Genomic DNA, 14,715 nt, shown 5'->3' with positions numbered 1-14,715 from the left:
ACTAAGGAGACGAACATGACTGCATTTCGGAAGACCATAACCCTGATCGCGGCAGCCATCGCTGTTGGCGCTGCGCCCGCACAGGCGCAGAACATTCCTGCCAACAAGCAGATGCGCATTATCGTGCCGTACTCGGCTGGCGGTACGTCCGACATTCTCGGCCGCAAGCTCGCCCAGGAACTCGGAGAGCGCCTCGGGCGGCAGGTGATCGTGGACAACAGGGCCGGCGCAGGCGGCGCGATCGGCACCGAAGCCGCTGTGCGTGCGGATGCGGACGGCACCACGTTGCTGTTGCACAGCGGCGCCATCGCCACTGAGCCGGCGATCAAGAAGAAGTTGCCTTATGACGTAACCAAAGACCTGGTCGCGGTCACCACGGTGGTCAAGGGCCCGTTCGCGCTCGTGGTGAGCAACGATCTGCCGGTCAAGAACGTGGCGGAACTGATGGCCTATGCCAAGGCCAATCCCGGTAAGGTGAACTATGGCACCCCGGGCCTGGGGACATCGGTGCACTTCGCCACGGAGTATTTCAAGGCCATGTCCAAAGCGCCTATTACGCATGTGCCCTATAAGGGCGCTAGTCCCGCATTGGCCGCGCTGATGGCCAATGAGGTGCAACTGGTGATAGATCCGCTGGCCACCGCAAAAAAGTACGCCGAGTCAGGAAGGATACGTGCGCTGGCTGTGACGACGGCCGAAAGCACCGACCTCTGGCCTCAACTACCTACAGTTGCCGAAAGCGGTGTGCCCGGCTTTGATACCTCTGTCTGGTATGGCATGTACGCGCCGGCCAAGACGCCAGCGGCCACGGTGGAAGCTCTCAATAAGGAGTTGGTTGCCGTCCTGCAGTCCGATGAGATGCGCAAGTGGCTGAGTCAGGAGGGGCTGGAGCCCGTGGCCGACAGCCCTGCACAGTCGCAGGAGTTCTTGCGCGAAGAAATCGAACGCTGGCAGTCGCTGGCCAAGTCCGCCGGTATCCAGGCCGAGTAGCCCTTCGCGAGCCCGCCATCCGGATTCGATCGCCTGTATTCACCCTTTCAAGAGACCTACACCATGGATTTTCGACTCAATGACGAGCAGCGCATGATGATCGAGACCGCACGCCAGATTGGCGAGAGCTTCGGTCTGGAGTATTGGCGCAAGAAGGACGCAGACAAAGTCTTCCCCGGGGAGTACTGGAAGGCGGTTTGCGACGCGGGTCTGGCGGGGGTCGCCTTGCCCGAGGAGCACGGTGGTAGCGGGCTGGGCATGATGGAGATGACGCTGATCGTGGAGGCATTGTCGGCGACAGGTGGCGGCTCCACTGTCGGTCAGCTGTTCATGATTAACCCCATCTTCGGGGGGGTCTCCATCTCGCGTTTCGGCAGCGAAGCCATGAAGAAGGAATTGCTGCCCAAGATCATCAGTGGCGAAATCAACTGCTGCATGGCGTTGACCGAACCCGACGCCGGGACGAACACCCTGGAGATCAAGACCTTTGCCGCCGCAGACGGCAATGGTTGGCGCCTGAATGGTCGTAAGATCTGGATCACTGGAGTAGCGTCGGCGAAGAAGATGCTGGTGGTCGCACGTACGAAGAAGCTACAGGATTCCACGTCGCGCACCGACGGTCTGAGCATGTTCATGATTGACGTCGAGCGCGCGGGCCTGTCTCACACACCCATCGACAAACTTGGCACTTGCACGCTGGACTCCAGCAGCGTCTTCTTCGACGACGTGCGTGTAGAGCCCGGCGAGCTGATCGGCACCTTGCACAAGGGGTGGCGCGAGCTGCTGGATGTGCTCAACACAGAACGCATGGTGACCACTGCGGGTCTTGTCGGGACGGGCGAGCTCGCCATCAAGCTGGCTGTGGACTATGCGAACGATCGCAAGGTGTTTGGCGACCGTTCGATCAGCAGCTACCAGGGGCTGCAATTCCCCCTGGCGCAGTGCCATGTGGAAGTGGAGTCGGCGCGCCTGCTCAACTACAAGGCCGCAACCAATTTCGACATGAACCTGCCTTACAGCAATGAAGCCAATGCAGCCAAGCTGATCGCCGCGCAGGCGGTTGCACGGGCCACAGAACGGTCGATGCAGACCATGGGCGGCATGGGCTACGCCAAAGAGTTCCACGCCGAACGCCTGTGGCGTGACTGCCGCCTGTTCCGCTTTGCACCCGTCTCCGAGGAGATGCTGCTGAACTATGTGGCCAGCCACGAGCTGAAGATGCCTAAAGGGTACTGAGATCTGCCGGTTGCGAAATTGAACGCGTTTGGAGCATTGGCGAGACGCGCGCTGCAAATCAAGGAGTTCCAATCATGGTGTCAATAGCTGCTAGCGTCGCTTGGTGGGCGCGTACCGAACCACAGCGACTGGCGTTGGTCTACGCTGATCAACGTCTGAGCTATCGTGAACTGCACCAACGGGTGGAGTGCATGGCGGCCTCGCTGTCTGCACGTGGTGTGGGGGCTGGCGATGTGGTTGCGCTGCTCATGAAAAACAGCGCAGCCTTTCTGGAGCTCTCACTCGCGATCAGTCGCGTGAACGCGGTCTTTCTTCCAATCAACTACAGGTTGGGGGCGGAGGAGGTCGACTATATCGCGCAGCATGCGGGAGTTCGACTGCTCTTCGCTGATGAAGGGTTGTCTGCCTCTGTTCCGGCGTCGGTTCCCGTCGTTTGGGTTGATGCGGCGGCGCAGGCTGACAGCGGTGCCCTGGGTACTGCCGGTACTGTCGGTACTGTCGCCAAGTCTTCCGTGCGTGAAACGCAGAGCGAGGACCTCTATCGCCTGATGTACACCAGTGGGACGACGGATCGCCCCAAGGGGGTAATGCACACGTATTCCAACATGGCTTGGAAGTGCATGGATCACATCACCGCATTGCAGATCACCAAGGACGACAGGCTGCTGGTCGTCGGACCCCTGTATCACGTTGGTGCTTACGATTTGCCTGGGCTAGGATTATGGGTTGCAGGTGGAGCATTGGTGATCGAGCGCGATTTCGTCGCTGAACGGGCATTGGCACTCATTGAGCGCGAAAGGATCACTGGCGCATGGATGGCACCCGTCATGCTTGGTCGATGTCTGACGAGTGCAGAACGGTCGATGCATGATTTGAGCAGCCTTCGATGGCTAATAGGGGGAGGGGAGCGTACGCCCGAGGAACGTATTCGCCAGTTCTCGGCGGTCTTCGCGCAAGCGCGCTACATCGACGCCTACGGACTGACGGAAACGTGCTCCGGAGACACCCTGATGGAGGCGGGACGGGAGATTGAAAAGATCGGTTCCACCGGGCGTGCGCTTGCACATGTCGATCTCCAAATCATGGACGAAGAAGGCAAACGCTTGCCCGTTGGCACCCACGGCGAAGTGTGCCTGCGTGGTCCCAAAGTGACACAGGGATACTGGCGCGACGAAGCAAAGACCCGTGCGAGCTTTTTTGGTAGGTGGTTTCGCACTGGCGATGTGGGCTATCTGGACGCAGAAGGCTTCTTGTATCTCACCGACCGCAAGAAGGACATGATCCTCAGTGGAGGCGAGAACATCGCCTCTTCTGAAGTGGAGCGTGTGATTTACCAATTGCCGCAGGTGGCTGAAGTCGCGGCAATCGGTCTGCCTGACGCGCAATGGGGTGAATGCGTCACCGTCGCGGTGGTGCTCAAACCTGGCTATTCCTTGAGCTTGCAAGAGTTGTGCGCCTACTGCAGTGGCAAGCTGGGTGGTTTTAAGACCCCCAAGAAGCTGGTGATCTGTGAATCCTTGCCTCGGAATCCGTCGGGCAAGGTGCTGAAGCGTGAGTTGCGTGTACAACTCGCGCAGACGCCGTAACCTGCAATCGACTGAAAGGAGCTCTGATGGATTACATGTCTCGGGGCAGCCGCCGGTGCGCCTTTCAGCGCTTGTTTTCTCAACCCAACCCTATTGAAGGACTGACACCATGAGCCTTACTCTGAATGGCAGCCGCCGCGCGGCGACTTCTGCCCTGTTCGCGACGACCCTGGTTCTGTGTGCAACGTCATCGGCGTTCGCCGATACGTGGCCGGACAAGCCCATCAAGGTGTTGGTGCCCTATGCGGCCGGCGGCCCCGTCGACACCGTGACCCGCGTGGTGATGGAGATTGTGTCAACGTCACTGCAGCAGTCGGTCGTCGTCGAAAACAGGCCGGGCGCCAACACCACTATCTCGACCGCGCAGCTGGCGCGCTCGGCCCCAGACGGGTACACCTTCGGGATCATACCGGCGGCTTACACCACCAATCAGGTGCTGTCCAAAGGCCTGCCTTACAAGGCAAGTGATCTGATGCCTGTGAGCCATATGGTGAATATTCCGCTCTTTCTGTTCACCAGCGGCTCGACGCCTGCCAGTGATGTCAAGGAGTTTGTCGAATGGGCCAAAACCAAGCCGATCAGCTATGCATCGACGGGCCTCGGATCCACGGGGCATCTGCTGGGCGAAATGTTCTCGCTAACCGCTGGGTGGAAGAGCGCGCATGCAGCCTACAGCGGCAGTGCCAAGTTGATGCCTGACCTGATCACGGGCCTGGTGGACTATGTCTTCGATCCTGCGTCGGGCGGCATGCCCCACGTGAAGGCCGGCAAGCTCAAGGTGCTGGCCGTGAGCGCATCGAAGCGTTGCGAGTGCGCGCCCGAAGTACCCACCATGGCCGAGTCGGGCTACCCCAACATCGTTCAGGGCTCCTGGCTCGGGCTGATGGCGCCCGCCAACACACCCAAGCCGGTGGTGGACCGAATGTCGGCGGAGCTCGCCAAGGCGCTGAAGGAGCCGGAGCTTGTCAAGCGTCTGGAGGCGATGGGATTCGATCTCGAGGGCAGTACGCCAGAGCAATTCGAGGCCCTGATCGATCGCGACATCTCGGCCTACGCAGCCATCGCCCAGAAGGCCAACATCACGTTAGACCGCTGACCGCACCGGCCGCCTCTGGAGACCGGAGCGGACGTTTTCAGCACCGCCTTCGGGCACCTCAAACAAGGATACACATGCGTCAAGCCGTCATCGTCTCCTATGCACGCACTCCGCTGACCAAGGCGGTGCGAGGAGAGTTCAATGCAATGTCCGGTCCGGAGCTCGGTGCGCTTTCGATCTCTGCGGCGGTAGAGCGCGCAGGCCTCGAGGGTGGCGCCATAGATGACGTGATCCTTGGCTGCGCCAACCCGTACGGGCGCAATGGCAGAAACGTAGCGCATCTTTCGTCGCATCGCGCGGGCCTGCCAGTCACCGTCAGTGGCGCGACCATCAACCGCTTTTGCTCGTCGGGGCTGCAGTCCATTGCCATGGCGGCAGGCCGCATAGCGCTCGACGGTGTGGATGCTGCCATTGCCGGGGGGGTGGAAAGCGTGACCAGTACCCGCAGCATGGTGCGCAGTCCTACCGAGGAGGCCAAGGACCTTGACGCCTGGCTGCTCGCTCACAAGCCTTCGGTGTACTTGCCGATGATCGAGACGGCCGACATCGTGGCGCAACGCTATGGGGTCTCCCGCGAAGATCAAGATACCTTCTCCTTGCGAAGCCAGCAGCGCATTGCGAAGGCGCAGGCGGAAGGGCTCTTTGCCGACGAGATCATCCGAGTGAAAACCGAGATGGAGGTGGTCGACAAAGTGACCGGCGAAACCTCGCGTCGTGCCGTGGAGGTGACGCAGGACACCTGCAATCGCCCTGATACCACGCTCGAGAGCCTTCGGGTCCTCCAGCCCGTGCGTGGCGAGGACCAGTTCGTAACCGCCGGGAATGCATCCCAGTTGTCGGACGGTTCGGCTGCCGTTGTCATGATGGAGGCCAAGGAGGCCGAGCGCCGTGGCCTGCAGCCCTTGGGTGCCTTCGCCGGTTTTGCGGTGGCGGGATGCGAGCCCGACGAGATGGGCATCGGCCCCGTGTTCGCCGTCCCCAAGTTGCTCAAGCGTTTCTGCCTGACGGTCGACGACATTGATCTGTGGGAGATCAACGAGGCCTTTGCCTCGCAAGCGCTGTATTGCCAGAGGAAGCTCGGCATTGCGTTGGAGCGCCTGAACGTGAACGGCGGCGCCATCGCCATTGGTCACCCCTTCGGGGTCAGTGGCACCCGCATGGCGGGCCATCTGTTGCTGGAAGGACGCAGGCGCAAGGCCAAGTGGGGCGTGGTGTCCATGTGTGTGGGCGGCGGCATGGGTGCAGCGGGTCTGTTTGAGATCTATTGAGCGGAAATCTGTCATGACCGAGACGAGGGGTTGATATGCAAATGCTGCCGGGAATCCGCATTCTGGACCTTAGCCGTGTCTTTGCCGGCCCCCTGTGTGCCCAGGTGTTGGGAGATATGGGGGCCGAAGTCATCAAGGTGGAGCATCCTGTGCGCGGTGACGATACCCGCGACTGGGGTATCAAGATCGGGGACACCGAAACGCCTTACTACAACAGCGTGAACCGCAACAAGCGATCGCTCACGCTGGACCTCAAGCGCCCGGAAGCCCGCGAGATCTTGTTGGACCTGGCCAAGCAGTCGGACGTGTTGATCCACAACTTCAAGGGTGGTGACGCCGAGCGCATGGGTATTGGGTACGAGGATCTGCTGAAGGTGAACCCGCGCATCCTCTACTGCCACATTTCTGGCTATGACCAGCATGGTCCGGAGCGGCAGCGTCCCGGTTATGACCTGGTGGTGCAGGGGGAGTCGGGGTTGATGGCGCTGAACGGCGAAAAAGATACGCCTCCACTGAAGTTCGGTGTGGCGGTGGTGGACATGTTCACCGGCATGTACACCGCGCAGCTTATCTTGGCAGCACTCTTCAAGCGGCAAGCCGATGATCAGCCTCGCAAGCTGGAGGTGGCACTGTTTGATTGCGGGTTGCTCGTTAGCGCGTATTACGGCCTAGAGGCGTTGCAGGCGGGGCAGGAGCCTGAGAAGTACGGCAACGCCCATCCGTCCATCGTGCCGTACGGCATGTTCGAGTCAGCGGATGGTCGACTGATCATCACCGTGGGCAACAACGCGCAGTACGAGAAGTTTTGTCGGAACGTCGTGGGGCGCCCCGACTTGGTCGACGATCCACGCTTCGCGACCAACCTCCAACGTCGCGAGAATCGCGCGGTGCTTGGGCCGCTGCTTGTTGAGGAGATACGCAGGCACCCCACAGCAAAGCTGCTTGAGCGCCTGTCAGCGCACGGCATTCCCTGCGGTGAGGTGTTGGGCATCCTCGAAGCCATCCGCTCCGAACGCGTGGCTCAGGCGGGACTGCTGCATACCGTGAAGCACCCCAAGGCTGGCGAGACGCACGTCTTTGGGCCCCCGCTGCGGGTAGATGGCAAGCGCTTGCCGGTGCGCCATTTCCCTCCCACCTTGGGCGGCGATAGCAGTCAGATATTGGGTTCCCTGCTGGGCATGAATGAAGCCAGTATCAATTCGCTGCGCGCACAGAAGATTATTTGATGCCGCTTGCTAGCGAGACGTCAACAACGAACTCATAGGAAGACTTCAACATGAAAGTATTGTTTGCCGTCAAGCGCGTGGTAGACGAGAGCGTGAAGGTGCAGGTCAAGGGCGACGGCACGGGCGTGGACATCGCCAACGTCAAGATGAGCATGCTGTGCATCGCAGCGGGCATCTCCGGTGCGATCCAGCACCTGGCGGGCATGAAGGATTCGAAGGTGATCGTGGCGATCAAAAAAGATCCGGAAGCGCCGATTTTCTCGGTGGCTGACTACGGCCTGGAAGCCGACCTGTTCACGGCCGTGCCGAAACTGGTCGCCGCCCTTTGATTTGAGCAGGACTGAAGCCTCATGCACTTCAACGTCACATTCCAATGCCTGGTTCTAAGCATGGACCACGGCAAGGTCAATGCGTTGTCTCAACCGCTGCGTCAGTACCTATTTGATGGCCTGGCTGAGGCCGCCCGCCGCGACGAGGTGAAGTGGGTGCTGCTGTGTGGCAAGTCCGGCTACTTCTCTGTCGGTGCTGATCTGACCGAAGTGGCCCGAGGTACAGCAAACGCGGCGCCCGCTGTGGGCACTGTGCTGCAGGCCATCGAAGCCAGCAGCAAGCCGGTAGTAGCGTTGTTGGATGGCGCCGCTCTGGGCGGTGGCTTCGAGTTGGCCATGGCCTGCCATGCCCGCGTGGCCACGACTGGAGCCAAGGTCGGCCTGCCGGAGTCGAAGATCGGCCTGATCCCCGGTGCCGGTGGCACTCAACGCCTGCCGCGTGCCATCGGGGTGGCGCGGGCCATGGAGCTGATGGCGTCCGGAAAGACCGTGGCAGCTCGCAGCTTCGAGGACACACCGCTGGTGCAAGCTGTGGTGCCATCGGCCGAACTCTCAGTAGTGTTGCCCCTGGCCCAAGGCCTAATGGCCAAGGGCGTGCAGCTACTGCGCGATCTACCGTTGCCAGTCGCTGAAGCCGTGCCCTCTCCCAAAAGGGTTACGGACGTGACCCGTGCGCTCCAGTCTGTGGTGGGTGTGCAGTTTGAAACCTTCGATGCCGGCCTGCGTCGGGAATACGAGGTCTTTTGCGCGCTGCGCGACACGTACTCTTCCAAGGCGCTACGCCACGTTTTTGCGGCCGAACAGCAAGCCGTGAAGCTAGAGGGCCTTGAACCGGCGAGTGCCGACGACCTGCGTGAAGTGGGTGTGATTGGCGCCGGCACCATGGGATGCGGCATTTCTATTGCCTTGACCGACAGCGGTCGCACGGTCCAGCTGATCGACCAAACCGAAGAGGCACTGCAGCGCGCGCGGGACCTGCTGAACAATCACTACGCAGCTCAGGTTAAAAAGGGAAGCTTGAACGAAGCGCAGGCACAGGAACGTCTGGTGCGTTTGAAAATGACGACTCGCATGCAGGCGTTGGCAACGGTTGATTTGGTGATCGAGGCAGTGTACGAGGACTACGGTGCCAAGGAAGCGGTGCTGCGCGAGATCGACGCGCAGGTGCGCCCCGATACGATCATCGCGACCAATACCTCCGCTTTGAACGCCAATCGCCTTGCTGAATACGTGAGCCACAGTGGTCGTTTTGTCGGCTTGCATTTCTTCAGCCCCGCCAATGTCATGCGCCTAGTAGAAGTGGTGCGTTGCGAGGTCACAAGCAATGCGACTCTGGCCCGAAGTTTTGCGCTGGTGAAGGCTCTGGGCAAGTTGCCTGTACTGGCAGGTGTGTGCGACGGCTTCATCGGCAATCGCATGTACGCCAAGTACAACGCTGCCGCCAACGACCTGATCAATATGGGCGCCAGCCCCGAGCAGGTGGATGCCTCGCTGGAGCGGTTCGGCTTTGCCATGGGCATCTTCAAAGTGGGGGATTTGGCTGGGCTAGAGCTGAGCTGGGCGGGGCGCAAGCGCCGGGCGTTGGAGAACCCTGGCGTGGACTACTCCGTGTTTGCTGACCGGCTGTGCGAAGCCGGCCGCTTTGGCCAAAAGACCCGAGCGGGCTGGTACATGTACGAGCAAGGCTCGCGCACAGCCAAGCCCGACCCTAAAGTGCAGGAGATGATCGCCCAGTGGCGCAAAGATCGTGGCTATCTGACTCGAACGTTCACCGACCAAGAAATTGTGGAGCGCTGCGTGGGCGCGCTGGCGGCTGAAGGAAAGCGCCTGCTGACCGATCGCATAGCCCAGCGCATGAGTGACGTCGATGCGGTGTACATCAACGGTTATGGCTTCCCGCGCGAGCAGGGCGGCCCGATGTATTACGGCGAAAGCATAGGCTGGGATGTGTTGGACGAGAAGCTACACCGCATTGCAGAACAAAGCACCTTGGGGCGGCATTTCTGGTTGCCAACAGAAAAAGTGATGACGAGAAGGTAGGTCGAGGCGGCGTTCACGGCAGAGCGCAAAAGTCCAAGTGCCAACGTGCGCTCATATTGCGTTAGAGGGCCGGCGTGATACTTTTGTTTTGGGCCATCTCGGGCTGACAAGCACCTGCTCACCGGTGCTCTGGGGAACTTCGCACAACAAGGAACCCCGCTGGGGAAGAAACAGGCAAGGAGATTGCAACATGACAGTGACGAAAGAGCTCCATCAACAGACAGTAGTCATCACTGGCGGCGCCAGTGGCATCGGCCAAGCTTGTGCCGAATTGTGCGCCGCTCTCGGGGCATTGGTTGTTGTCGCTGACCGAGACACAGCCGCTGCTGCCGCCACAGCGGATCGAATCGGCGGCGTCGCTTTGCAAATTGACGTCGGCGATGAGGACTCGGTGTCTGCAGCGGCGAACTGTGTTCTGGAAAAGTACGGCAAGACCGATATCTTGGTCAATTGCGCTGGCGTTCTGCAGCGCACGCTACCGCCTGGCGAACTGAGCCAGCGTGAATGGGATTTCGTCTCGCACGTCGACCTGCGTGGGACTTACTTGTGCTGTGCTGCCTTTGGTACGCCGATGGCTGAGCGCAATGGCGGTAGCATCGTTAACATCGCCTCAGTGGCAGGCATGCGTTCAGGGCCGCTGCACTCCTATGGACCAGCCAAGGCTGGCGTTATCAGTCTTACGGAATCACTGGCAGGTGAATGGGGGCCCAAGGGCGTTCGTGTGAACTGTGTGTCACCTGGTTTCACACAAACTCCAGCGCTTGATCGAGGCTTTTCTACGCACACGCTAGAAGCAGATACCCTCCGCCAAGCTTCGGCACTCGGTAGGCTCGTGACTCCCGAGGAAATCGCTCAAGCGGTGGTGTTTCTTGGATCGAGTCGTGCTGCTGCCATCACTGGAGTGAATTTGGCAGTCGACGCTGGCTATCTCGTCGCTGGATCCTGGGCGGCGTATGGTGGGCTAAGAAGATAAGAACTCGGGTTGCTTCGCAGCGTCAAGGCTAACCGCTGGCGGGTTTCGTGGATGGCCAGTTTCTCGATGTCAGCCACCGGACGGGAAAGCCACGACCGCAGGCGAACAAGCGGCCGACGCTGAGTCTTTTGATCTATAAAATAGATCAAAACAATCTTCTTCAATCGAAATTACTGTTGGAAAATGACAGCCAGTTGAGATCTTCCCCCAAAGGATGACATGGTTCGCAATGGGCGCACTGGTCTTCGAAGGGGTAGGGATCCGGTAACGGTAGTGTTGTCATGAGTATTCGGTATTTCAGTCCGTGGGCGTGTCCGAATTTTTGTGTAAACGGGTCGGACTTCAATTGACGGAGATGCGGTCTCCGAACTGAATGGTAAAGCGGGTCAGCGCGGCCTTCCAATCCCGGATGGGCATGGTCCACTTCTGGCTGATGTTGCGCAGGGCCAGGTAGAACAGCTTGGTCAGCGCCTCGTCGCTGGGGAACGAGCCCCGGTTCTTGGTCAGCTTCCTCAGGCTCATGTTCACCGACTCGATGGCATTGGTGGTGTAGATGACCTTGCGGATTTCCGGCGGGTAGTCAAAGAACGGGGTCAAGCGGCTCCAGTTCCTGCGCCAGGACTGGCCGATGGGCAGGTACTCGGCATCCCATCGGGCCTCGAACTCTGCGAGCATCAGTTCGGCCTCCTCGGCGGTGGCGGCCGTGTAGATACGGCGCAGGTCGGCCGCCACTTCCTTGCGGCGCTTCCATGAGACGTAGTTCAGGCTGTGACGCACCATGTGAACGATGCACAGTTGCACCACCGCCTTGGGGAAGACTGCCTCGATGGCGTCAGGGAAGCCCTTGAGCCCATCGACGCAGGCGATGAAGATGTCCTGCACGCCCCGGTTGCGCAGTTCGGTAACCACCTGCAGCCAGAACTTGGCGCCCTCGGTCTGGGCCAGCCACAGGCCCAGCACCTCCTTGTCGCCCGTCATGGTGATGCCGATGGCCAGGTACACCGCCTTGACCCGCACCGCGCCCTCGCGCACCTTCACGTGGATGCAGTCCAGATAGACGATGGGGTAAATCGGCTCCAGCGGCCGGGCCTGCCAGGCCTTGACCTCGTCGGCCACGGCATCTGTCACCGAGGAAATCAAGCTGGGTGAGACCTCGGTGCCATACATCTCTTCGAGATGGGCCTGTATCTCGCGCACCGTCATGCCACGGGCGTACAGCGAGATGATTTTGTCGTCGAAGCCGGCCCAGCGGGTCTGGTGCTTGGGGATGAGCTGAGGCTCGAAGCTGCCATGGCGGTCGCGTGGCACTTCGATGGGCAATTCGCCGAACTCGCCCTTGAGGGTCTTCTTGCTCTTGCCGTTGCGGGTGTTGCCAGCGGGGTTGGCCACCGCCTCGTTGCGTTCATGGCCCAGGTGCTCAGTCAGCTCAGCGTCCAGGGCTCGCTCGACCAGCAGCTTGGTCAGTTGCTTGAGCAGACCGTTCTCGCCGATGAGGTCTTCAGGCTTCTTGTAGTTGGCCAGCAGGCCAGACAGCAGTTCTTCGGGTACGTCGTGTTTCTTGGTGTTCATTGTGCTTACGGACAGGCCGGCTTACGCCGGCGGTGGATTGTCCGTTTACACAAAATTCTGCACACCCTCGGGTAGGCTTGGCCGCCGGCCGGTCCTTGTTTCGAACCCGCACCGGTTCAGGCTGTCAGCCGGGGGAGGTGCACCGATGGCGACGTCAACTTACAGCTCTGCTCGTCTTTTCACCAAGTCGCCAATCCCAATTCCGTCGCAGTATGAGCAGACTCGCCCATTGCTCGCGGATGTGGTTGCAGCGTCATCGCCGCCTGATGAGGGCTTGATACCATCCGGTCTCACCATACGGCGCAGGGGCGCGCCAGAGCTGGTGTCGAATCGAGGGGCATATCGGCAACATGCCACACCACCCCGGGCCGAGTCGGAGTTGAATCGGTTCTGGCTGGTGCTGGCTGGAGTTGCATTTTTCATTGTTGTGGCGGCCTATGTCTTCTGAGTCTGCGGGCTGCCCCTCGTCGTAAGTCAACCTCGTCACCCTCCGCGCCTACCCTGAGACTGAGTACCGCGTCCTGGCGCCGCAGCCCCTCGTGCTGCGCATCGGCGAGCCCAGCGCCAAGTTGCTGGCCCGGCACCGGCTGCGCGGCGTCGGTTGCAGCGCCTTCATCACGGCCTGCAATCCGCTGGGCGAGCGAGCGGTTGGGTCAACGCTGGGTGTCAGGCCAATTTGGCGCGCGAGCTGGCCCAGCGCGGCTTGGCAGTCGAGCTGGGCGTCGGCCAACATCCATCGGGCGATTGGCCGGGCGAGCCCAGCTTTTTGGTGTACGGCCTGGCGCTGGAGGCGGCGTGACACCCGGGTGCACAGTGGGCGCGCAGAACGCCATCGTGTGGAGCGGCGCCGATGGCGTGCCGCAGTTGATCCTGCTGCGCTGACGGACGCCGCGTGGTAGTGTCCATCACCGCATGCATGCCAGTGCCAACGCTCGCCAAGCTGTCCTGACGCCCATCGGCGCGCAGGCGCTGGCCGCGCGCAACCTGGAGTTGCTGGCCGCCATCGAGAACACGCTCGATGGTTTGTATGCCGACACCAAGCTGCTGCGCGCCATCGACGACGGCTTTCGAGAAATCCACCAGCGCCTGATGGGCGCCGCCGGCCCCATTGACGTGGATGGGCGCACCCAAGCCGCCCTGGTCAAGGCGTCGGATGCCTGCGCCCGCATTCACCGTGACGCGCAAAAGCGCCACCAGAGCGCCGGCGCAGACCCCGCTCTCCACCCCGACGACGGCGTTGATGATGCGTATGACGAATACCTCGGCGCCGTACGGGATGTGCACGACACCGTGGAGGCCTTGCGTGAGTGGATTGTCACGCGCGACGCGGTGCTGGAGCCGTCCACGGGCGACACCCACGCCAGCGCGGACGCCCTGTTTGCCGCCATCCTGAGCGGCCCGTGACGCGCGGCATCCGCATCAGCGCATTCGCCTACAGCAAGCGCTTTGCCGCTGATCTGCAATCCGCGCCGCCCGATGTGCGGCAAGCCGTGCTTGAGGCGCTGCGCCTGCTGCAGGCCAACCCGCAGGCCAGGTCCCTGCGCCTGCATGCGTTGGTCGGCATGCCCAAGCCAAGCATCTGGAAGATCGACGTCTTTGCCAACCACGCCTGGCAAATCACCTTCGAGTTGAGCGGCACCGTTGCCGAGCTGAAGCGCCTGGGCACGCACAAGAAGATCGACCGCGATCCGCGCTGGCGCATGCCAGGCGACCATCATGAGCCGCACGAGACACCACGGATACAAAGCCAAGCAGCGCAAGTTCGGCGAAGCCTGGCGCTGGCTGCAGGCAACTCCTGGCTGGTGGATCAGCCTGTCCATGACGCGCCCGCAGCGCCGGGGCGCCCGCACCTGGGAGCACGAGGCGGCCCGCACGCCCCGGGCCGAGCTGGACAGCATGGACCAGCCGCCGCACGGCAGGAAGCCGCACAAGTACTTCTGGTGAGGCCTTCACGCGCGCCTCTTCTTGGGGGCGGCCGCCGTGACCGGCTCGCTGTGCCCGTCCAGCCAAACGCGGCGCCCGCTGATCAGGCTGGGGTGTTTCTGATAGTCGTCGGCCCCCGCGCGCGCCGAGGGCGGCGGCGGGCTGCCCACGTACATGCCGCAGTCGACAGCGGCTCGATCGCGAATGGGGATCCATGCACCCGATTTTTGCAACATCGAGTTGCAATCGCGTTACATTGTGGGCATTGGAGATGTCCAGATGAAACGCAGAACCGATACGCTCAATTTGAGGGTTTCGCCCGAGTTCAAGGAACTCGTCCGCTTGGCGGCGGAGCGGGAATACCGAACCATCAGCAACCTCATCGAGGTCCTGGTCCGCGACTACTGCACGAAGCACGGCGTCAAGACCGAATCCGGTGCGCGTGACACGGCCAAGAGCCGTGCGATCTAGGGGGAGCC

General features: G+C 61.2%; 13 protein-coding genes and 2 pseudogenes. 13 read left to right on the top strand and 2 right to left on the bottom strand.

From position 1 onward, the window contains the following. Positions 1-15: 15 nt before the first annotated feature. The 9 genes and pseudogenes from H6927_12175 to H6927_12135 all read left to right on the top strand — a co-directional run bounded on the left by H6927_12175 (position 16) and on the right by H6927_12135 (position 10,744). Entirely contained in the window at positions 16-990 is a 975-nt protein-coding gene (locus tag H6927_12175) for a tripartite tricarboxylate transporter substrate binding protein (GenBank protein ID MCP5218851.1), read from the top strand. Positions 991-1,053: 63 nt separating this feature from the next. Next, positions 1,054-2,226, top strand: coding sequence for an acyl-CoA/acyl-ACP dehydrogenase (locus H6927_12170; GenBank protein MCP5218850.1), 1,173 nt, complete (start codon positions 1,054-1,056; stop codon positions 2,224-2,226). A gap of 74 nt (positions 2,227-2,300) precedes the next feature. Then, complete coding sequence (locus tag H6927_12165) at positions 2,301-3,812, top strand: AMP-binding protein (protein MCP5218849.1); 1,512 nt, start codon at positions 2,301-2,303, stop codon at positions 3,810-3,812. Between the two features lie 109 nt (positions 3,813-3,921). Then, positions 3,922-4,908, top strand: a complete 987-nt coding sequence (locus H6927_12160; GenBank protein MCP5218848.1) for a tripartite tricarboxylate transporter substrate binding protein — start codon at positions 3,922-3,924, stop codon at positions 4,906-4,908. A 74-nt stretch (positions 4,909-4,982) separates the two neighbouring features. Then, positions 4,983-6,176, top strand: coding sequence for an acetyl-CoA C-acyltransferase (locus H6927_12155; protein ID MCP5218847.1), 1,194 nt, complete (start codon positions 4,983-4,985; stop codon positions 6,174-6,176). A 35-nt stretch (positions 6,177-6,211) separates the two neighbouring features. After that, a complete protein-coding gene (locus H6927_12150; GenBank protein MCP5218846.1) occupies positions 6,212-7,402 on the top strand; it encodes a CoA transferase in 1,191 nt (396 codons plus the stop codon). Between the two features lie 155 nt (positions 7,403-7,557). Then, positions 7,558-7,731 (top strand): annotated as a pseudogene (locus H6927_12145) (electron transfer flavoprotein subunit alpha/FixB family protein). 21 nt (positions 7,732-7,752) lie between these two features. After that, on the top strand, positions 7,753-9,771 hold the full coding sequence (locus H6927_12140; protein ID MCP5218845.1) for an enoyl-CoA hydratase/isomerase family protein: 2,019 nt from the start codon (positions 7,753-7,755) through the stop codon (positions 9,769-9,771). 190 nt (positions 9,772-9,961) lie between these two features. Next, entirely contained in the window at positions 9,962-10,744 is a 783-nt protein-coding gene (locus H6927_12135; protein MCP5218844.1) for an SDR family oxidoreductase, read from the top strand. Between the two features lie 342 nt (positions 10,745-11,086). Here H6927_12135 and H6927_12130 read toward each other — a convergent pair whose 3' ends face one another. Then, positions 11,087-12,313 carry an IS256 family transposase gene (locus tag H6927_12130; GenBank protein ID MCP5218843.1) on the bottom strand — a complete coding sequence of 409 codons (1,227 nt, stop codon included), beginning with the start codon at positions 12,311-12,313 and terminating at the stop codon, positions 11,087-11,089. A gap of 437 nt (positions 12,314-12,750) precedes the next feature. Between H6927_12130 and H6927_12125 the strand changes: the two are divergent. The 3 genes and pseudogenes from H6927_12125 (at position 12,751) to H6927_12115 (ending at position 14,257) form a co-directional block, all read left to right on the top strand. Next, positions 12,751-13,195: pseudogene (locus H6927_12125) on the top strand (DUF3293 domain-containing protein). A 30-nt stretch (positions 13,196-13,225) separates the two neighbouring features. Beyond that, positions 13,226-13,717, top strand: coding sequence for a hypothetical protein (locus H6927_12120; protein ID MCP5218842.1), 492 nt, complete (start codon positions 13,226-13,228; stop codon positions 13,715-13,717). A gap of 312 nt (positions 13,718-14,029) precedes the next feature. Then, a complete protein-coding gene (locus tag H6927_12115) occupies positions 14,030-14,257 on the top strand; it encodes a hypothetical protein (protein ID MCP5218841.1) in 228 nt (75 codons plus the stop codon). A 5-nt stretch (positions 14,258-14,262) separates the two neighbouring features. Here the strand turns inward: H6927_12115 and H6927_12110 are convergent, their stop codons facing one another. Further along, on the bottom strand, positions 14,263-14,412 hold the full coding sequence (locus H6927_12110) for a hypothetical protein (GenBank protein ID MCP5218840.1): 150 nt from the start codon (positions 14,410-14,412) through the stop codon (positions 14,263-14,265). Positions 14,413-14,515: 103 nt separating this feature from the next. On the opposite strand from H6927_12110, the gene H6927_12105 reads away from it, so the two are divergent. Then, positions 14,516-14,707: a hypothetical protein gene (locus H6927_12105; GenBank protein MCP5218839.1), complete on the top strand. Its 192-nt coding sequence runs from the start codon at positions 14,516-14,518 to the stop codon at positions 14,705-14,707. Positions 14,708-14,715 lie beyond the last annotated feature (8 nt).

The sequence above is a fragment of the Burkholderiaceae bacterium genome (assembly GCA_024235995.1).
In the GTDB taxonomy this organism is placed as follows: Bacteria; Pseudomonadota; Gammaproteobacteria; order Burkholderiales; family Burkholderiaceae_C; genus Ottowia.
The sequence above is the reverse complement of the archived record's forward strand: the minus strand, read 5'-3'. Positions and strand labels throughout refer to the sequence as shown.